The sequence below is a fragment of the Luteitalea pratensis genome (genome assembly GCF_001618865.1).
Classification (GTDB): domain Bacteria; phylum Acidobacteriota; class Vicinamibacteria; order Vicinamibacterales; family Vicinamibacteraceae; genus Luteitalea; species Luteitalea pratensis.
In genome coordinates this window covers 3,424,303-3,444,427 of record NZ_CP015136.1, presented here as the reverse complement: position 1 = coordinate 3,444,427, position 20,125 = coordinate 3,424,303, and the positions used below count along the sequence as shown (strand labels likewise).

Genomic DNA, 20,125 nt, shown 5'->3' with positions numbered 1-20,125 from the left:
GCGATTTGGGGGTATTCGATGCCCTGGGGGTATCGACAACCCGCCGGCCTTCGCGTCACTACTGTGCTACTCGCCGCAAGTCCCTCCTTACCTATCAGAACTCGCGCCTTCGGCGAATTCTTACGACCGCGCTCCGACTTGCGAGCAGAGTCAAGACGCCGGCGCGGCGTCTCTAGACGTCCACTGGTCCAGAACTCGTCACGCGCGTCAGGTCAAGCACTCAGGCTGAAGGCACGCGAGTTCGCCTGCAGCTGATGAGGTACGCGTCCATCGAGGCGGTCTCGTACGCCCTCATGGGTGGGAGCAGTCGCATGCGCGTCGAGAGCAAGGACAGAATCTCGAGTGGGAGCAGTGCCGCCGCCTGTACCCGGCGAACGGCAAGGCGCCGCTCCTCGTGCGCGTTTACGCCGACTTCGGCAGCGCGGGCCTGCGCCATCCACGCGTCGAGCGACTCGCGCGACTGGGTCGTGACTGCGTCGGCGGACAGGTGCAACACAGCGCTCACACTGCTCTGTGCACCCGCGAGGTAGGCATCTACCGCGCGAGCCCACGCGGAACTCTGCGCTGAGGCATCCTGGGCGCCAACCCGCACACCAGTACCGCCATCAGGACCACCGACAGGCACGCGCGCCAGCCACTATCGAAGGCAAGTGCACACTTCATGGTCATCCCCGGGCGTAGTGTGCATTATGGGTCTTGCGTCAACCCACGGCCGGTCACCGACCGGTGTAGGGAGATTTGGACTGAACAGTTCAAAAAGAGAGGCGCAAATGTGCCATCCTGTCGGCTACTAACCAGCATCGCCAGGAGGCTGCCTTGCGCGTGTCCGCCGCCGCGCTCATGGGTGTGCTCGCCCTTCAGGTCGGGAGCCACGGACAGGCGCCCGGGCGCGCGCAACCGTCGTTCCGATCCAGAACGACGCTCGTCGAAGTGTCGGCCGTGGTGACGCGCGACGGCCACCCCGTCGCCGACCTGCGGGCCGACGAGGTCACGGTGCTCGATAACGGTGTCAGGCAACCCCTGGTCGCGTTCGAATACGTCGACCTCGGTCTCGTGAACGGGCCCGCGCAGCGGCGTGATTTCGCGGTGGTCATCGACAACCTGCACATCGATCCGACACGGACACCGCAGACCATCGACACCGCGCTGGCCTTCATCGATCGCCTCGGCGACTACGATCGGGTCGCCGTCGTGACCACGGGCCTCCCGAACGCCTCCCTCGATTTCACGACGGACCGTGAGGCCGCGCGTGTGTTCGTCAGTGGCACGCGTGGTCAGCAACAGATGGCGTCACTCGTGCCTGGCGAGCTCGAGATGCGGACCCGCCTGGCCATGGAATGTCTGGCGAGGGTGGCCGGAAGCATGCGCTCCGACGCCGAGCGTCGTTCAGTGTTGCTGATCAGCGAAGGACCTCGTCCCCTCAACCGCGAGCCCCAGTTCAGGCGCGACGCACACAACGGGTATGACGAATACCTCGAGGTCATTCGCAAGGCCGCGCTGGCCAACGTCGCCATTTACACGATCGACCCGCGAGGTCTTCGTGCTGCTGGCAATGCAGCGATCACTCCCGGGCTGGCACCGGCCGCCGTACTGGACGACGACCTCACGGGCAGCCTCGCGGTGCTCGCCCTGAACACAGGGGGCATCCAGACCCGCTGGACGAACGACCTCACGGTCGGCCTGTCGCAGATGATCGAGGACAGCCGTCGGTACTGCCGCATCGCGTACGCGCAGACGGATCCGCGACCCGGCAGGAAGCACCCCGAAACGCGCGCGATCAAGGTCAAGGTGGCGCGCGATGGCGTGCACGTCCGGGCGGGTCAACGTTACGCGCCGACCACGAACACCTCATAGCGAACGATCGTCCACTGGAGCGAAGTATCCGCTGGTCCGAACACGGTATTCACCAGGCAAACCGCCAACGCTACCAACTACCTCGTGATGGGGCCACAAATGGTGGATGGATTTTTTACCAATCGATCGAGCCGGGCTGCATAAGAGACATTCTTCGCTCATTGTGGCCCGGGGGCACAGTTCGACGGAGGCTTGCAATGGCACGACGATGTCACACGCTGTGGGCGTGCCTAGCCGTCACGGTCGGTCTTGGATTGCTTGCTTACGCGCAGGGTGGAGACGGCGAGTCGATACTGAAGGCTCGTGAAGCGGCTCTTGCAGCACGTGACGCGGATGCGGTGATGGCGCTGTTCGCCGACGATGCCGTGGTGGGCACGTCGAGCGGTCGGGTGCTTGTCGGCAAGGAGCAGGTTCGCGGGTGGATCGCCGATCAAATCGACAGGCAGCAGCGTGAGGAGGCAGCCACGCGGCAGGCACAGGGCAATAAGCTGGTTTGGTCTGGCCAGGTCTATCGAGATGACTGGCAGAAGCTTGGTGTCTCACCGCTCGAAGTCAAGCAGGACGCCGTCATTCAGAATGGCAAGATCACGTTCTTCAACACGACCTTCTCCCCGGAGTCATGGACGAAGCTCGAGGCGGCGCGCAAGAAGAACTGAATCGCCGCGGCCACGAGCGGCCCAACAAGGGATCGAAGCTGGTCTGGTCGGCATTGCCGAAGCTCGCGCGAAGCGTGAGCGAAGTCTGGCTTGGTGCCAGGGATTCGCCTTGCTCGGATGCGGTCACCCAGGCGTTGATCCAGTCGGCATCAACGAGTGTCGTGAAAGTCTTTGGGACTGAAGGCGTTGTCGGCGTCCCACCCACTGGCGGAACCATCAAGCCGAGTGTGGGGGTACATCTGGGGGGACTAAGCCCAGCAGCCATGACATGTAGATCATTGTGCGTCAGTGGCTTAGAATGGCGTCGTTGGACTCCCGCCGCTCCACCATTTGTCCAGAGTTGTCCGCAGGCGTCCATGGTTGTCCATGACGTCCGGTTCTGCCTCACAAAATCTTCAACAATTCGCCGCTTCCGGTCGGCCGGCGGCTCACGCGGCCCCCAGCTTCTGGCTCCTACCCGTGTGCGCCCGGGGGTACTGCTGGGGGTACCCGGCTAATTGGGGGTATCGATGCCCCGGGGGTATCGACAAACCGCCTGCCCTGCTCCCCAGTACCCCGCCACTGGCCTCAATAGCGCTCCCTTACCCACTAGAACTCGCGTCTCAGGCCAATTCTTACAGTCAGCTCCCGCTTGGGCGCGCCCGGCACAGCGTCCTTGGACTTTCACTGGTCCAGAACTCGCCAGGCAAGTCAGTCTCCCCACCGCCGGTGGCCGACTCGAGTCGAGTTCGCGGGCGACGGCCGCCAACGTCTTGCCGTCGAACACCAGGCGGACGGCTCGGGCGTTGAAGTTGTCACGGGATCTGCGGCGGGTGCGCCTACGCAGGGCCGTTGGTGCATGGCTCACACTGGATCGCGGGTCCTTCAAGTCGCCCTCTGGTCAACCACTGATCGCGTGCGACTCGGGCCTGCCAAGCGTGGTCATCTGGTTCAGGATGCGGCACGCCAGGCTCGCCTCGACATCCCGGCCACCGACACTGCGGGCACCAAGCCCATCGCCAATGATTGACTTGAGCGGAGGAAGGCGTTCTCGACGCGCGCCTGCCCGCGACCTTCTTCCGTTGATGCCGCCCGAGCGCTTCCACATCCGAGAACGGTTGCTGCCGGCCAGGGCGCCGTCGGTGGGACTAGATTAGTGAACACCGCATGGCACCTCGTACCAACGGTTGTGAAGCAGGTCAGCCGCGAACGGACTTCCAAATGCCGTCTCCTGATTCGAGTTCGAGAGATAGAGTGCGTACGGCGGGTCCGTATCGGCCGTCAAATCACTAACCGAATCACGCACCGACGCGAGCGTCGCGAACCACCAATGGTCATCGACCGTAAAAAGCGCTGGCGGCCTGATCGCTTCCAGGTTGACTCGTCCATCCGCCGTGCTCCCGAAATAAAAGGCGAGACCGAGATTGAACGTCAGATCCGGCAAATCACTTGCGCCAGGAATTCGCGCCTTGAGGTAACTCCACGTATTCGCAAACGGCGACGAGGGCCCACCCCCGGCGGGCGGGTGATCGCCACCGAGCGCACGCAAGGCCTCGGTAATGCCGGCCACCACCTGGTCGAAGCTGTCACTACCTCCAGGCAGTGCTGGCGCAGTGACATCGATGGCCTTTTCAAAACAACCGGCACCACCGGCGACAACATCGAAGTCCCCAGGCTTGAGGGCTGACATCACGGCGACATCGCCTGCCTGCGCGGCTCCTCCGACCATCACCAGCGACACATTACGCTCGGTCGCATCGATCAGTCGTCGATACGGCGACGCGGGTATACCCCGTGGAATCTCGGGCAGTGGCTTGGTATCGATAACCAGAATGTCGGCGACCTTTCCAGCTTCGATCGAGCCGACCTGATCATCCCAGCGTACCGCCAACGCCGGGTTGATCGTTACCATCTCAACGAGCAGTTGATCCAACGCGCGCTCCTTCGCGCCGGCGTCTTTCGCGCCCGACACCGCCAACCACGGGACAATGTCGCGGCGGCCGCCCAGCAGCAACACGTCTCGCAGCGTGCGGTCGGCAACTTTCAGCTCGGTCAGCAGGTTTGCCGATCCACTCGGAGCCCAATCGGTCCCCAGCGAGACGAGGACGCCGGCCGCAAGCGCATCATAGATTGCCGTCGTCGTTCCATAGAGCAGCAGGTTCGAGAGCGGCGACCACACCAGCTTCGCCCCACGTCCGTCACCAGCGCCATCGGCGCGCGCTGGGCGAGCATGCGCCATCTCGACAAAATCCTGTGGCTCGAGGCCTACGCCGTGAAGGACGACGGTCGCATCGCTCAGGAGCTGCCGTGCCTTGAGCTCCGTGAATTCCGCACGCGATGACGTGACATCGCCGGCGCGACGATCGGCATCTCGAACGCCTTCCGCGAGGTGGATCAACCATGCATCGACGAGTCCAGCAGCCATCCCGCCTTGCAGCAGCGCCTGATCACTCGAGCTCAGCGACCCGATTGAGCCGACACGACTGAAGATCCGTCGTCGACCGAAATTGGCGCTTTCGACGGTCCGGGCGAGAAGCGAGTCGTAGGCGGCATTCGATCCCGCACCTTGCGTCGTCGTGGTGCCGCCGAGAATCATGCGCGCCTTGGCGAACTTGATCACGTCAACCAAGCTGGCGAGAGCCGCGCCGTCTGTGAGCATCGTCGAGGGGTTCGAGACCAAGCGGGCTGCCTCCTCGGGTTGTGTCAGGGCCACTTGGTTCCACTGATAACGATTGCCGTAGGGCTCCGTGCCGAGTGGTCTGCCCATCGCCGGCTGTACATGAGAACGGGGTGGCTGCCACAGCGGTAGCACGCCAAAGAACGGATGGTCGTGCAGATTGATCAACCCCGGATAAATGTATGCATGCTCGCCAAGAGGCGCGCGTACGGCGTCGGCCACATCGACTCCCTGTGGCGGCGCTGATCCTCGCCACACCGCGACGATGCGGCCATCGCGCACCAGCACGCGGCCGTTGGGAATGACCTCGCGTGCGGCATTCATCGTGACGACGGTTCCCTCCAAAAGGATCGCGCCCGACGATGTTGCGACGACCGATTGGTCGGCAGTCGTCGTCATCACCGCCAGAACCGCCGCACAAGAGAATGCCGCATGCCTCTGCTTACTCTTCATGGAAGTCTCCACGCCACAGCGTGCTTGAATGAGCACGGCCTCCGGACTACACGCGACCTACTGTCGACGGATCGTGATTCGCGATTTGGTGCTATCACCTCAGGATAGTGATTACTGGCCGACGTGTAGACGCGCTTACCATCAGCCGCGCCCCCTGTTCGAAGGCATACGCAATCCGGAAAAGGTCCGACTCCCCAAACGGCCGCGCCATGAATTGTCACGGTCAAGGTCACTGTGGTCGCCTTGCGCGGTATACCCAACTTTGCGAACACACACTGGTCACTCGAGTCGGTCGTGCAGAGACGCAATGCCGTCGAGCAGAGCTGGCACGGCGCGCATATGCGGCGAGGTAAGGGCGACCAATAGACGCGCGTCTTGCGCGTCGCATCGTTCGCGTGTGTCCCTCAGGGTTTGACCAGCGTGATCCTGGTGCCGTTGCTGTTCCCATCAGGGTCGTGATTCTGCTGGGAATCGTAGACATACATCGGTCTCGCCACGCCCGTGACGGTGAAACTGATGCTGCTCGTCCTCTTGCCGATGTCGGTCCGCGTCACGATGCAGCGGCCGTCCTGATTTGTCGTGCACGACCTTGTGCCGCCATCGCTCCACGCACCGCTCACCACCACGTTGGCCTGATTGGCATGGCCGCCGTCGTGGATGGTGGCCGTCGCGGTGGCCGTCCACGCATTCCGGAAGCTGGTACTCGCGCCGTGCAGATTGCCGACGTGCAATGGCGCCGGCGGGGGCGGCAGGGGCGGGGGCGGCACCGGTGCGGATACGGTGATGAATCGGGTCAACGCTGTCGACGCGCCATCGTTGTCAGTCACGGACAGACGCACAGGGTAGGAACCACTGGAGGTGTAGGTGTGGCTCGCCGTTACGCCGGTTCCGCCGGTGCCATCCCCAAAGGTCCACAAATAACCCGTGAGCGAGCCGTTCCCGTCGAACGACGCGCTCGCGTCGACCGCGCATGTCAGACCACTGCAGGCCACCGCGAACGACGGAGTGGGAGGTACGTTCGCGTGAACGACCGTGACAGCGTGAGTGGCCGTGACTCCTGCCGTATCGGTCACCGTGAGCTTCACCGAGTACGTTCCATACGCGGCGTACTCATGGCTCACGGCCTGTCCGGATCCGTTCGTCCCATCGCCGAAGTCCCAGGTATAGCCCGCGAAGCCGCGATCGCCGCCAAACGAGCCGGACGCGTCGAACGTGCACGGGGAGAGACGACAGTTAGCGATCATCCAGGCGATCGGGCCTGAGGCGACTCCCCACGCAGGACGATCTCCAAAACCGCCCACGGTTGCGACTGCAGTGCCATCCGCGTTCATGGTGGCGATAATCATGCAGCGGAACATCTCCTCGGGGCAGCCAACGGTACCGAGCGCGACCGCGATCCGCGCTCCGTCGGGCGACCAGGCGGGGTGGTCACCGGGACCTATCGGCATCCTGCCGGTGCCATCCGCGTTCATGGCGAAGACGGTCGGCGACCTCGAAGGGCTCGAGGGCCAATAATCTGGATCGGCGACGGCGAACGCGATCTTCAGGCCGTCCGGCGAAAACGCGGGCGCGGCATCGTAGTTCACGTCCGTGGTCAACCGCGTCAGGCCCGTACCGTCCGCATGGATGACACAGATGTCCCGATTCGCCGTCTCGATCTCGCAGTCGAAAGCGATTGTCTGCCCATCGGGCGACCAGGCCGACTCACCGAGGAAGCCGACGCCGTGTGTCAGTTGGACCACGTTCGATCCGTCACTGTTCATCACGTACAATTCGCCTGCCGAAAACGCGAGCTTTGAGCCATCGGGTGACCAGGCTGGGGATTCACCAGCCACAGACAGCCTTACGGTCGACCAGTCGCGAACGTTGACGATGGAAATGCCCGTCGGACTGGCGAACGCGATCCGGGATCCGTCAGGGGACCACGTCGGGTTTTTGGCGTAGTCGATGAATGAGTGGCCGGTGCCAAGGTACGTCACACAATAGAATTCGTTGAGATCCCATTGAAAGAAACAGGCTTCAAAGGCGATCGTGCCCACCGGCACCTGGGCCGCTGCATAAGAACTGCCGATGTGGGTCGCAAGCAGCACCGCGGCGATCACGTGCCATCCCAGAATTCTTCTTGAGAAGTATCCGCCGAAGGCTCCCACACCGAGAACAACCGAGATGACACCCAGTTTCTTCATGACTCCTCCAGGAACGTTCGGGTGCGAGCTACTGCGGGATGCTGTCCGCCGACCACTTGCCCCAGCTCGGAAAGCCGCTGAAGCCTGGCGACGGCGTCGTGAACGTGATCTGCGAGACGTTGGTGCCGTCAGCGTTCATCGTGTAGACCTCGAGGTGCCCGCGCACACCCTGTGCGCCGACACGGCGGTGGAACGCGATCCGATCTCCCATAGGTGACCAGGTCGGCTTGCTGACGTTGACGTTGCTCGGCGTCGGCTCGGCGCTGAAGTCGGTCAGTCGCTGCGGGATTCCAGTGCCGTCGGCGTTCATCAGGTAAATCTCGGGTGTGCCATCGCGATTGCTCTCGAACGCGATCAGGTCACCCTGAGGCGAGAATGCCGGGTTGGCGTCGCTGCCGCTGGCGGTCGTCAATCTGCGGAGGCCGGTTCCATCCGCGTCGAGCGCGAAGATCTCCTGGGCGCCATCATCACCATTCATGAATGCGATCGCATTCCGCTTTGGTGACCAGTCGCAGCGGCTGCTGTCGCCGGTCAACGGGGGCGGTTCTCCGAGCGGCCCGGGCTTTCGGTAGGGCTCAGTGAGGTTGGTCAGACCGGTGCCATGGACGTTCACGATGTAGATGTCCTTCGGGCTCGCCTGGCTTTGGAAACAGAGCTCGTTGCCAGTTTGCGAGAAGCTCGGGAATGCCGCGCCACCTGGAAGGCTGACCAGAACCTGCTGTTCACTGCCGTCGAGGTTCATCAGGTAAATCTGCGGAACACGATTCACTCGATTGCTCTGGAACGCGACCAGCTTCTTGCTGTGGGACCAGTCGGCGCCACCGCTGTTGTAGGCAGCCGCATCGGTTGGGGCTCCGCCACCATGCGTGAGGCGGGTCGGGTTCGTTCCATCGGGCGACATCACGTAGATGTCTTCGCAGTTGCGGCACATGCCCGCGTCAGAGGGATTGTCGCGGTCGGTGGTGAACAGGATGAAGCCGTCGTTGGCGTCTTCCTGGCCCGCAAGCGGCGCGGCAAGCCAGGCCACCGAGAGAACGGCGAGGGTCGAAACGAGCAGGCGAGGGTGTTCGTGTCCGGTGGTCTTCATGATTACTCCTGTGGCTGAAACGACGCGGTTACCTGTTGGCCATCACGTTCGGCGCGACAACCATGCCTTGGTCCGCAGCGCCGCGACAATGGCTGGCGGCTGTTCTTGATGTCACTTGGCAAGTAGCTGCGAAACAAGGATTTAGATCCGCGCCTGATTGGGATTCAGCGAAGGACGGGGTACACTGCGCTCCCTACGCTCAGAAGCGAGCCGTTCCCCGACACCGCGCGTGTTTCGCTCCGGGGTATTCAAGCTCGACGTCCGATCGGGAGAGCTTCCTCGGCACGGCCTCAAGATCCGTCTTCCCGACCAGTCCTTCCAGATCCTGCGAGCGCTCCTGCTGCGCGCCGGTGAATTGGTCACGCGCGACGAGCTTCGCCAGTTGCTATTCGTTGCGGTCCTGATTTGCGCGACCGCTCAGGAGGCCGCGACCCACACGAAGTTCTTCGGCAAGGTTCCCCCGCTCGCGATGCCGCTGTTCTTCGGGTCGTAGCGCATGCGGAAGCCGACCTCTCTGGGGATCCGTACGATGCCGAAGTTGTAGCAGGCGTAGCCGATACCTAGACGCGGACAGCGCTGCTCAGTCACCGAGATCGAGGCTAGCCGCGCCCAACTTCCGGTGCCTTCCGCGCAGGCTTCGAGCGGTGCCTCGTCCGGTCGGCTGATGTCGTTGGCGGGCCCCTTCTTGTATGAGCAGTACTCGAAGGTCACGCTGCCCGCCGTCGCGGGCTGGCCGGCGCTGTCCGTGACGTACGCCTTGAGGGTCAGTTCCTCGCTGCTCACAACCAGACTCGACACCTCGGTCAAGGTGTTGATGCGGTAGGTGGTGAACGTGAGCTCATACGTACCAGGGACACCCTGACCGGGCCTCGCGTTGTGCTCGGCGGCCGCCCCAACAACGGCGGACGTCGGCGCGACTGGCGACTCGCCGGAGCAGGCCGAGACCGCTGTCGCAGCAACAACGGCAAGCGCGAACCTCGAGGTGATGACGAGGACAGACATGGCGTGATCTCCTTGTGATGAATCCGACGGTTGTCGTTGGCGCCCGCGATCTCGTGATCGCGATATGTATGGTGACCGCTACACCACGTTCACCAAGTCGAACATCCAGTCGTGCTACCGCGCGCGATTGTCCACCTTGACGACGCCCCAGCTCGTCGCCAGGAGGTTGAACCCCGAGGACGCCGCTTCGGCGAGCGGCACCAGGTTCGTGCCGTCGGCTCGCATGACCCAGAGCTGGTTGGACGGGGCCCGGTGGAAGACGATCTGCCGGCCGTCCGGCGACCAAGTCGGCGTCAACTCGTCGATGTTGTTCAGGGTGAGTTGCGTTATCGGACTATTGGCGACCGCGTCCATCACGCAGATCTCGAAAGGCGTCGTGGGCACCCATCGCTCGACGGGAATGGGGAGGAGTGCTAGCGGCCTGCACGCAAACAGAATGCGCGTGCCATCAGGAGACCAGGCGGGACCGCGCTTCTCGATCTTCTCAGCGTCACCAAATTCGCCACCCATGATTGCCACGCCACCCACGATTGGATTACCCAACCCGGTGAGTTGCTGCGGCTCGCCGGTCCCGTCGGCGTTCATGATGTAGATTTCGGCCGACGTCACGTTGGTGGATGGGTCGGGGACGTAACTGGTGAAGATGATTCGTCGGCCATCGGGTGACCAGTTCGGATCATCGTCCACCGTCGCCGCCCGGTCGATGGTGAGATTCTGCGGCACGGCACCGTGTTCGAGCACGTCGTCGACGTTCACCACGAAGATGTCGCTGTCCACGGTGGCCGATCCTGGGAAGCGGTTGATCGGCAGTCCGACACCCGGCGCCGACGCGTGGAATGCGATCATTCGCGCCGGCTGACCATCCGCACCGCCTGGCGACCAGGTCGGCGATCCGCCCCGTGTCAAGAACAACGGCTCGGTCCCGTCGTGGTTCATCACGAACAGGTCTGAGGTGTTGACCGGCTCTGAAGGGGCACTGAACCGATTGCTGTCAAAGACGATCTTTCCCCGGCCGTCGGGCGACAACGCCGGGAAGATGTCGGTGTAGGTATTCGACGTCACCCGCCGGGGCACGGAGAAGCTGCCATCCGTCATGTAGTCGATGAAGTAGATCTCTCCTCCGACGATCGGCGGAACCGCCCAAGGTTGGCCGTGGTTGTCGCGCGTGCTGGTGAACGCAATCGTTGACACGACCGCAGCGCTCTGTTCACCAGCGATGGCCTCGGTGGTTTGATCGTAGTCCGCCGAAAGCCGCGACCCGGGCAGACCCGGCGCGATGAACAGAAGTGGCAAGGCGACAAAGACCAGGAGACGCGCGTTCTTCATGAGTTCCTTCCGTTGGGCACTGGGGACCGTAAGCGACGCAATGGGGTGTGCCCCGCTGGCCATCACGTTCGGCGCGCCAACCATGCCTCGGTCCGCAGCGCCGCGACAATGGCTGGCGGCTGTTTTCGATGTCACTTGGCAAGTAGCTGCGAAACAAGGATTTAGATTGGCGCCTGATTGGTATTCTGCGAAGGTCGGGAGAGCTTCGTCGGAAAGGCCTCAAGATCCGTCTTCCCGACCCGGCCTTCCAGATCCTGCAAGCGCCCCTCCTGCGCCCCGGTGAATTGGTCACGCGCGACGAGCTTCGCCAGTTGCTGTGGACCGCGGATACGCTTGTCGACTTCGATGTCGGCCTGAACAGCGTGGCGGAAGCTACGAGGGGCGCTGGACGACTCTGCGGACAATCCGCAGTTCGTCGAGACGGTGCCGCGGCACGGCTACTGCTCCGTGGCGCCCGTCGGGGGTTCGGCACCGCCGGCGGATCCACGGGAACGTCCGGTCGATCGGCCGCCGACGCAGGCAGTTCACGTGACAACCGTGTCGCTGGCCGACCTCGCCGTCATTCACAGGTCATCGCGCATGAGTTGCTGCTGCCGCTTCCGGCGCAGCAGGCGACTGCGATTCACACAGGGTCAGGCGCGCCAACCTACTTCCGCGAACGGTTTCCTTTCGGCTGCAGGAAGAAGTCGGCCACCCAGTTGCCGATCCCAATTCCTCCGGCTAACCCGTCCTCGCTCGCGCTCCTGAAATGAATCCCTCCGTACACGCGACTCTCCGCGGCTTGACGCGCGGCAGCGGAGAAACTGGTGAACTGCCACACAACGCCAGGCAGAAAATCCGACCGCGTGGAGAAGGTGACCTCATCGGAAGCGAAAAACCTGGTCAGGATGGTGGCGGCAGCACCACTGAACGCGCTGTGCCCGGACACATACTCTGGAAACGGCGGCGTGGCGATCAACGACTGCCACGCTGCGTCTGAAGCGGTCGCAGGGTTGCCATCGTCGTCTGCGTTTCGAACGGCGGTGATCGGACGCCAAAACATGTACTGATACTTGGCGTCCCACGCGCAAATTGCCGCGTCCGCCATGGCCATGTTCAGCAACGCAAACAACCGGGCGTCTTGTTCCAAGGTATTGCCCGACATCCCCGCAGCCACTTGCGCGATGCTGTTCCAGTGTCCGGGAGGTGTCTCGGTTCCGGCACCGTCCGCCCAGAACAGGGCGATCAAAGTCTGGTCAACGGTGCGAGTAGAGCCCACGGCGGCGCCAAGCGTCTTCACTTCGTTGAAATCAGCCACGTACCGCGCACTGTCCAGCGCTGGCGGCCCACCCGGCCGAAAAGAGTCACTCGCCGGCATCGTAAACGGCCGCACGAATGCCCACTGGGGGAGAAGGTATGGGAGCGGCATTGCCACCCACGCGCCAGGAGCACCGCCTTCAGGCACAGGAACTATCGCGGCGGACCCATCGTTGTCTCGCGCTGCGAGAATCTGGGCGGCCACATATTCACCCCACGCAATACCGGCGCGTTTATGCGGGCCGTCCGGTATGCCGGCGAGCGTTACGAGGTAAAGCTGGTCGAATCGGTGCGGCTCTCGGGAAAACAGCGTCATCAGCACGCGCCGTCCTGCAGCCGCGGCGGCCGCTTCTTTGGACGCACTGGACGGAACAGCGCTCTGGACCAAGTAGGGCTCATGGCTCCGGCTGATACCGTTCACCGCGTCGTACATCGACGCGTGAAGGATCGCGAGCGCGCGCGACGCAACCGGCGGCGACGTCCGGTTCACCCTGATTGCGTTCAGTGCTGCAGTGTTCCAGTCGGTGATGACGTCGCCGTGCGCCGCGGAGGGGATCCCGACGAGAGCGCATGCGATCAGAAGCCGGAGGCAGTTGGCCATCGGGGTTTCCTCGAGTTGAAGGCCGCGCGAACGCTACGATTTCGGCACCGGCAGGTCCGTCGCAGTGATGACCACGCCCGCTCCTACCGCCTGGATGTCGCAGAGTGTTCCGCGGCCGGCTTCGGTGAAATAGGCGCGCTGCTCCCCATTGTTGGTGCCGAAGCGAACCTGGAAGAACTTATCCTGGCGGATGTAGTAGGTGTCGAGGACCGGATAGCCTGTGAACATGCGTCCATCAGCGGTCCACACGAGCGAATTGGTCGGGATGTCGAATCGCACAACCCGCCCCTGAGCATCCCGCACGTCCGACGTTGAAAACGACGACGCAGGATCCTTGAACACTGCGAGCATGGTCGGCGAGGCTGGCGGGGTTGGGTTGGGGGCGGCGGTTGCCGTGGGCGCCGAGGGTGCCGTCGGCGACGAACCGCCTCCTCCACATGCGCCCGCACTGAGGGCCGCGATGAGCATGAACATGCTCATCAGAGGCGTTGCCGCGTGCCGTGTTGTGGTCATGAGATCCAACTTGAACATGATGCCTCCCCGCGTTCTACCGGAGACGACGCTAGCATCGCCGGGCCGTGGCAATCGTCGACTGCACAACCTCAGGGCAGTTCGACCAGGATTCGCTTCCCTGCGTTCGTCACTTCGGCGGAGAAGACGACGTTGCCGTCAACGTCGAGGATCTGCGCCAGCGAGGTGCCGGTGTAGTCATTCCCGGACTGAGACACCGTGTAGATGCCTCGCACCTTGAGGTACCCGAGGAGGCTTCCTGCCAGGTCCGAGATCAGCTCGAACGACGTATATGCGAACTTGCGCTCCTCCAGGTGCGACCAGGCTCCATGACACGAGGTGAACACGGAAGGTGGCTCCGTCGTGACCGCGCCCTGATCGCTACAGACCATGGTGTGGTCTTCGTGAAAGCTGCCAAGGGATTTCAGCGGCGGGCGGCCAGTCTCTGGCGGGAACGTCACCGTTTCCAGCCAGCTGCCGACCAACGCCTTGTGGTTCGTGCCGCCAGCATTTGTGCCTTGAGCACTCGCCATCGTGGTGGTCGCGACCAGAAGCGCCGTGATCAAGGCCGTTGTGGCGATGCGTACTGCGGATGACCATCGACCGTTCGCGTGAGCTGAGTCAAACATCGTTGTTCTCCTTGTCAACGGGACAGCGGCTGGCGCCCCGATCACGCTACTCACGCCACAGCAGCAGAGCAGCTTCGCTGAGGGAATCCGAAGCCATCACGTTCGGCGCGCCAACCATGCCTCGGTCTGCAGCGCCGCGACAATGGCTGGCGGCTGTTTTCGATGTCACTTCGCAAGTCGCTGCGAAACAAGGATTTAGATCCGCGCCTGATTGGTATTTGGCGAAGGACGGGGTACACTGCGCTCCATTCGCTCAGAAGGGGGCCATGCATTCCCCGACGCCGGACGCGCGCGTGTTTCGCTTCGGAGTATTCGAACTCGACGTCCGATCGGGAGAGCTTCGTCGGCACGGCCTCAAGATCCGTCTTCCCGACCAGTCCTTCCAGATACTGCGAGCGCTCCTGCTGCGCCCCGGTGAATTGGTCACGCGCGACGAGCTCCGCCAGTTGCTGTGGACCGCGGATACGTTTGTCGACTTCGATGTCGGCCTGAACAGCGCGGTGCGGAAGCTACGAGAGGCGCTGGACGACTCGGCGGACAATCCGCGGTTCGTCGAGACGGTGCCGCGGCACGGCTACCGCTTCGTGGCGCCCGTCGGGGGTTCGGCGCCGCCGGCGGATCCGCGGGAACGTCCGGTCGCGCTGCTGCCGGTGCTGGCCGTTGACGTGACACCCGTCTCGCCGGCCGAGCCTCTGCCCGTGCCTGCGCGGATCAACCCGCCGTCGCGCGCGCGTCCCTGGCGTGCGGCTGCGCTCCTGTTCGTCCTGCTATTCGGGATGGCGGCAGTTGCCTACCGCGGCGGGCTGCTCAGGCCTCGGGACGCCGCCACGGCCGAAGTACCGATCCGGTCCCTCGTGGTGCTCCCGTTCGAGAACCTGACGGGAGACCGTGCGGAGGACGTCTTCGCCGACAGCGTGACCGATGCGGTCACGGCGCATCTCGCCCAGGTCGAAGGCGTCGACGTGATCTCACGAACGTCGGCGCGGCAATACAAACAGACGGTCAAGCGACTTCCGCAGATCCGGACGGAGCTCGACAATGTCGAGGGCGTCGTGGAGGGCACCGTGCAGAGATCCGGCGACGCCATTCGGATCACGGTGAAACTGATTCGTGCGGCGACCGATCGCGATCTCTGGGCGCATGTATACGAAGGCGACATAAGCAGGGTATTCGCCCTGCAGCAACAGATCGCGTCGGACGTGGCCGTCGCGGCCGGGCGGCGGCGGCCGGCTGCATCGCGCGCACAGACCATCAATCCGAAGGCGTACGAGGCATACCTCCTCGGCCTCAGGGCGACAGGTCTGCAGCGACACGAAAGTTTCCGCAGGGCCGTCGGGTATCTCGAGGAAGCGGTCGCCATCCAGCCCGACTTTGCTGCAGCGTGGGCCGAGCTCGCGCTGGTGCAGGTGCAATTCCTCTACGGCGGTCCCTACTCGCCGCACCAGGTCGTTCCGAAGGCGGAAGCGGCCGCGCGCAAGGCGCTGCAGCTCGACGACAACCTTGCCAGGGCGCACCGGGCGCTGGGCCTGGTCCTCCACCTGTATCACTGGCGTTGGGAGGAGGGCGACAAGGCGTTGGAGCGGGCCACAATCCTGAGCGGTCTCGATGACGCTCCTGAAGCGATCAGCAACTCACTGATCCGCCGTGGACGCTTCCAGGAGGCTATTGCCGCGGCGGAGCGCGGACGCGCGCTCGATCCACTCTCGGTGGGCGCACAGGTGAGCGTCGGCACCGCGTGTCGGGCCGCGGGCGAATACGACCGTGCCATCAGGGAATTGCGCCGTGCGCTGGAGGTGAGCCCTGCGAACCGTCGTGTCCGCTTTCAAATTGGGGTCACCCTGGTGGCGATGGGCCGTCCCACCGACGCGATCCCGGAGCTCGAAGTCGCCGCACGGCCGGCGCAGGGACACAATTCACGGGTCGAGGCCTACCTGGGCTATGCCTACGCTGTGGCCGGGCGTGCGGAGGACGCTCGCCAGGTGCTGAAGGAGCTCGAGGCCCACAAGCAGGATCAGTACGTCTCCTGGTTCGGCATCGGCTTGATTCACGACGCGCTCGGCGAAAGAGCGCCTGCCCTGGCTGCCGTGCAGCGCGCATTCGAAGATCACGCGATGGAACTGGGACAGTTCAACCAATATCCGCCGTTCAAGACGATCGCGTCGGAACCGGCATTCCAGGCCATCTTAAGCCGGGTGGGACGCTGACGCGGGTTACTATCGGCCTCTCGTTGCTGGCCCTGGCGGTCGCGCCGGCTTCCGCGCAGCAGGACCAGGGGATGATCGCGGGCCGGGTCACGGACCCGACCGACGCGCTCGTCCCTGCCGTCACCATCACGGCCACGGCCGAGACCGGGGTGACCATCCAGACCAGGACGAACGCCGACGGCCACTACGTGCTGGCCCCGCTCGTCATCGGGCTGTATCGGGTCTCAATCGAAGTCCCCGGATTCAAGCGGGCGGTCAGCGACCCGATCCAGGTTCACGCGAACACCCGCGCGCGGCTGGACGTTCAGCTCGAACTGGGAGCCGTCAACGATACGATTTCGGTTCGCAGCCCGGCGCCGCTTCTCCAGACCGACACGTCCTCCCTGTCGCATACGATCGGCGCTTCGCAGATCGGTCAGCTGCCGCTGAACGGCCGGAACTTTTCGCAGCTGGCGACGCTCGCCGCAGGAGTGCTGCCCGCGTTCGGCCACGTTCAACGGGAGTCCGGTTTCAACAGTAATGGGCAATGGGCGGTCCAGAACAACTTCCTGCTCGACGGCGTCGACAAACAACTCGCAGGTGATGGGCTTCCAGGACCGGAAGGCGCAGGTACTGGTGCCGAATATCGACGCGGTCCAGGAGTTCCAGGTTCAAACGAGCAACTACACCGCCGAGTTCGGGCGCGGCGCCGGAGCCGTGGTCAACGTCAGCATCAAATCGGGAACCAAAGACATCCACGGCACGGCGCACGAATTCTTCCGCCATGACATCTTCGACGCCCGCGACGCCTTCGACTACTTCGATCGCTCGGGCGATGGCAAGGCGGACCCGGACGCGCTGCAACAGCACCAGTTCGGATTCACGTTCGGCGGGCCCATTCTCAGGAGTCGCACCTTCTATTTCGCCAGCCTTGAAATCAGCAGCGTGAACACCGCCGAAAACCGCCTCCTGACGGTGCCGGCGCTCGCTGAACGGGACGGGACCTTCGATCCGGGAGTCGTCGTTGTCCTCGATCCGGCGACGCGCGCTCCTTTTCCGGGAAACAGCATCCCGCGCGACCGATGGGATCCGGTTGCAGCGCGGTTGCTGGATCTCTGGCCCGCACCGAACTTCGAGGGGACGACGCGTGCCAATCACTCGTCCAACCCGGCACACAAGCGGCTGCGCGGCCAGTACGACATGCGCCTGGACCACATGCTCTCTTCTCGAGACCGCATGTTTGTCCGCGGCAGCTGGATGGCCTTCAGCGGCGAGCGGCTCGGGTCGTTTCCGGTGCCCGGCATCGGCGGCAGCAACAACGACTTCTCCCGCGATGACAACACGGCGTATAACGTCGCGCTCTCGGAAACGCATGTCTTCGGGTCATCCGTCGTCCACGAAATACGCCTGGGCGTCAACAGCCTCAGGACCAACAAGCAACCGCTTGGCCGCGGCTATCCGAATGACGACTACGGATTACACGTCGAGAGCGTGCCTGGGATCGAAGGGCTGTCTCGCATCAACCTGGGGGGAGACCTCTCGTACGCGCCGCTTGGTGAGTTTCAGTTCAACCCGAACGACAAGACGGCCGGAACATTCCAGGTGCTCGACAATCTCTCGATCGCCAGGGGCGCGCACACCATCAAGACAGGCGCGGATCTGCGGTGGGTCAGGTCCGACAGCGTCGGCGCCCAGCACGCCCGCGGCATCTTCAACTTCAACGGCAAATTCACAGGCTCGAGTTTCGGTGACTTCTTGCTGGGTATGACCAGCGGCCGTCAGTTCAGCACGGTCCAATTCGGAAACCTGCGTGAGCGCGACTACATGTTCTACGCGCAGGATGACTGGCGCATCGCCCGGCAGCTGACGCTCAATCTGGGGCTGCGATATGAACTGGCGAGTCCCAGGTTCGACGCCCTCGATCGGATGAGTGCACTCGATTCCTTGGTGTTTCCCGAGGTGCGGGTGATCCGGGCCGGGCAGTTCGGCCGGTCGTGGTCGGATAGGGCGCTCGTTCGCACCGATACCAACAACTGGGCGCCGCGGATCGGCCTGGCTTACCAGCCCGCACAGGTCTGGACGGCGCGGGCCGCGTGGGGACTGTTCTACGGATCGCCGAAAGGTTACGCCCCGGTTGTGCATCTGCTCAACAACTGGCCTCAGTCACGCGAGGTGACCGTGCCCTCGAGCCCAACAGCGTCGGCCGGCCAGCTGACGGACGGGATCGATGCAAGCCTGCTCGGAAGCGCAACACAGATGCCCGCGAATCTTTCGTGGAACGTCTGGAGCCCAGACTTCACCACGCCCACGATCTCGCAGTGGAATCTGAACGTACAGCGGCAGCTCGGGCCATCGTGGGTTGTGACGACCGCATACGTCGGCTCATCGTCGCGTCACCTGCAACGCTCTTACAACATGAACGCCGCGGGACCCGGCGACAGCCTCACCGAACGCGACCGAAGGATGATTCCCTCGCTGGGTGCGATCACGATGGCTGACTCGTTGGGGAGCGCCAGCTACCACGGCCTGCAGACCACGATGGACAAGCGCCTGAGCCACGGTTGGCAAGGCTCCTTGTCCTACACCTGGAGCCACTCGATTGACGACGTGCTTGAACTCGCCGGGGGTGAAGGGAACTCCTCCTTCATGGTGATCCAGGACTGGCGCAACCTTCAGGGCGATCGAGGGAATTCAGCCTTCGATCGGCGGCACCGGCTGGTTGCACACGCAGCCGTCGATCTCCCGTTCGGTGCCGGTCGCCGCTGGTTGCAGCGCGAAGGTCCTCTGGGCGTCCTGCTCGGCGACTGGCAGTTGTCAGCGATCGTCTCGGCGCAGTCAGGGGCCCACTTCGACGTCACGGTGCTCGACCCCACCAATCGCCTCGGAGTCACGGTTGGCAGCAGCGTCTGGCGGCCCGATCTGGTGGGTGATCCAACCGTGGCACATCCGACGGCTGACGCGTGGCTGAGTCCCGCGGCGTTCGCCATACCGCGCAGCGCCGACGGTACGTACCGCTACGGTGACCTGGGGCGAAATACGCTGCTCGGTCCCGGGTACTTCAATCTCGACGCCGCTCTGACGAAAGACATTCGCTTGGGAGGCACTCGCCGGCTGCAGATTCGCTGGGAGGTTTTCAATCTCACGAACCATCCGTCCTTCGATCTGCCGAACGCAGAGTTGGGAAGCACCGACTTCGGCACGATCAGGTCGACCGTGAGCACGCCGCGCCAGATGCAGTTCGGCGTAAAGTTCCTGTTTTGACACACGGCGCAGCGTGGCAGGCGATGGACCGACGCTCGGACGCAGACTCGGAGTCCTGTGCCCAGCGGTTCACGTGGAAGTCCTTGCGCGTCAGGCCATTACCGGCGAGTACGTGCTGGCGAAACGTATCAAGCCCAGTGTGGGGGTACATCTGGGGGTACGGATCTCAGCAGCAACATGATGTAAGTCGCTGTATGTCAGTGGGTTAGACTTTAACCATTCGACTCCCGCCGCCTCCACCATTCGTCCAGAGTTGTCCGTCGGCGTCCATGGCAATCCATGGACGTCCGGCTCTGCCTCAACACTTTCCTAACAATTCACGACCTTTTGGTCGGTTGGTAGCGCAGGTGGCTGCCAGCGTCCGCCTCGCACCCGGGCTGTGTCCACGGACATTCGGCACTTTCACGCGCGGGTTCTGGTCAGCC

General features: G+C 63.6%; 14 protein-coding genes. 5 read left to right on the top strand and 9 right to left on the bottom strand.

Translation table 11 applies throughout. The features are described 5' to 3' along the window. Nucleotides 1-220 precede the first annotated feature (220 nt). The gene (locus LuPra_RS14110) at nt 221-496 is read right to left on the bottom strand and encodes a hypothetical protein (RefSeq protein ID WP_162271397.1); all 276 of its coding nucleotides are present in this window, start codon (nt 494-496) and stop codon (nt 221-223) included. 326 nt (nt 497-822) lie between these two features. On the opposite strand from LuPra_RS14110, the gene LuPra_RS14105 reads away from it, so the two are divergent. After that, a complete protein-coding gene (locus tag LuPra_RS14105; RefSeq protein WP_234800935.1) occupies nt 823-1,854 on the top strand; it encodes a VWA domain-containing protein in 1,032 nt (343 codons plus the stop codon). Nucleotides 1,855-2,195: 341 nt separating this feature from the next. Continuing rightward, a complete protein-coding gene (locus tag LuPra_RS14100) occupies nt 2,196-2,510 on the top strand; it encodes a hypothetical protein (protein WP_234800884.1) in 315 nt (104 codons plus the stop codon). Between the two features lie 1,132 nt (nt 2,511-3,642). Here LuPra_RS14100 and LuPra_RS14090 read toward each other — a convergent pair. The 8 genes from LuPra_RS14090 to LuPra_RS14050 all read right to left on the bottom strand — a co-directional run bounded on the left by LuPra_RS14090 (nt 3,643) and on the right by LuPra_RS14050 (nt 14,256). Further along, entirely contained in the window at nt 3,643-5,631 is a 1,989-nt protein-coding gene (locus tag LuPra_RS14090; protein WP_157899176.1) for an amidohydrolase family protein, read from the bottom strand. 392 nt (nt 5,632-6,023) lie between these two features. Then, nucleotides 6,024-7,721, bottom strand: coding sequence for a PKD domain-containing protein (locus LuPra_RS14085; RefSeq protein WP_162271396.1), 1,698 nt, complete (start codon nt 7,719-7,721; stop codon nt 6,024-6,026). Between the two features lie 112 nt (nt 7,722-7,833). After that, nucleotides 7,834-8,892: a TolB-like translocation protein gene (locus LuPra_RS14080; protein ID WP_110171337.1), complete on the bottom strand. Its 1,059-nt coding sequence runs from the start codon at nt 8,890-8,892 to the stop codon at nt 7,834-7,836. A gap of 417 nt (nt 8,893-9,309) precedes the next feature. Then, complete coding sequence (locus LuPra_RS14075; protein WP_110171336.1) at nt 9,310-9,894, bottom strand: hypothetical protein; 585 nt, start codon at nt 9,892-9,894, stop codon at nt 9,310-9,312. A 114-nt stretch (nt 9,895-10,008) separates the two neighbouring features. After that, nucleotides 10,009-11,220 carry a PD40 domain-containing protein gene (locus tag LuPra_RS14070; protein WP_162271395.1) on the bottom strand — a complete coding sequence of 404 codons (1,212 nt, stop codon included), beginning with the start codon at nt 11,218-11,220 and terminating at the stop codon, nt 10,009-10,011. 646 nt (nt 11,221-11,866) lie between these two features. After that, a complete protein-coding gene (locus tag LuPra_RS14060) occupies nt 11,867-13,117 on the bottom strand; it encodes a vanadium-dependent haloperoxidase (RefSeq protein WP_110171333.1) in 1,251 nt (416 codons plus the stop codon). 33 nt (nt 13,118-13,150) lie between these two features. Continuing rightward, nucleotides 13,151-13,648, bottom strand: a complete 498-nt coding sequence (locus tag LuPra_RS14055; protein ID WP_110171332.1) for a hypothetical protein — start codon at nt 13,646-13,648, stop codon at nt 13,151-13,153. Between the two features lie 71 nt (nt 13,649-13,719). Next, nucleotides 13,720-14,256 (bottom strand): hypothetical protein, encoded by a 537-nt coding sequence (locus LuPra_RS14050; protein ID WP_162271394.1) that lies wholly within the window; start codon nt 14,254-14,256, stop codon nt 13,720-13,722. A 266-nt stretch (nt 14,257-14,522) separates the two neighbouring features. Here LuPra_RS14050 and LuPra_RS14045 point away from each other — a divergent pair, with 266 nt between their 5' ends. From LuPra_RS14045 to LuPra_RS14035, 3 genes are read left to right on the top strand one after another with little or no spacing between them, the layout of a single operon-like run. Further along, complete coding sequence (locus LuPra_RS14045) at nt 14,523-16,460, top strand: winged helix-turn-helix domain-containing tetratricopeptide repeat protein (RefSeq protein WP_162271393.1); 1,938 nt, start codon at nt 14,523-14,525, stop codon at nt 16,458-16,460. Nucleotides 16,461-16,483: 23 nt separating this feature from the next. Further along, nucleotides 16,484-17,227: a carboxypeptidase-like regulatory domain-containing protein gene (locus LuPra_RS33270; RefSeq protein ID WP_157899175.1), complete on the top strand. Its 744-nt coding sequence runs from the start codon at nt 16,484-16,486 to the stop codon at nt 17,225-17,227. Continuing rightward, nucleotides 17,157-19,700: a TonB-dependent receptor domain-containing protein gene (locus LuPra_RS14035; RefSeq protein ID WP_110171328.1), complete on the top strand. Its 2,544-nt coding sequence runs from the start codon at nt 17,157-17,159 to the stop codon at nt 19,698-19,700. The genes LuPra_RS33270 and LuPra_RS14035 overlap by 71 nt, the downstream gene beginning before the upstream one ends. Nucleotides 19,701-20,125: the final 425 nt, after the last annotated feature.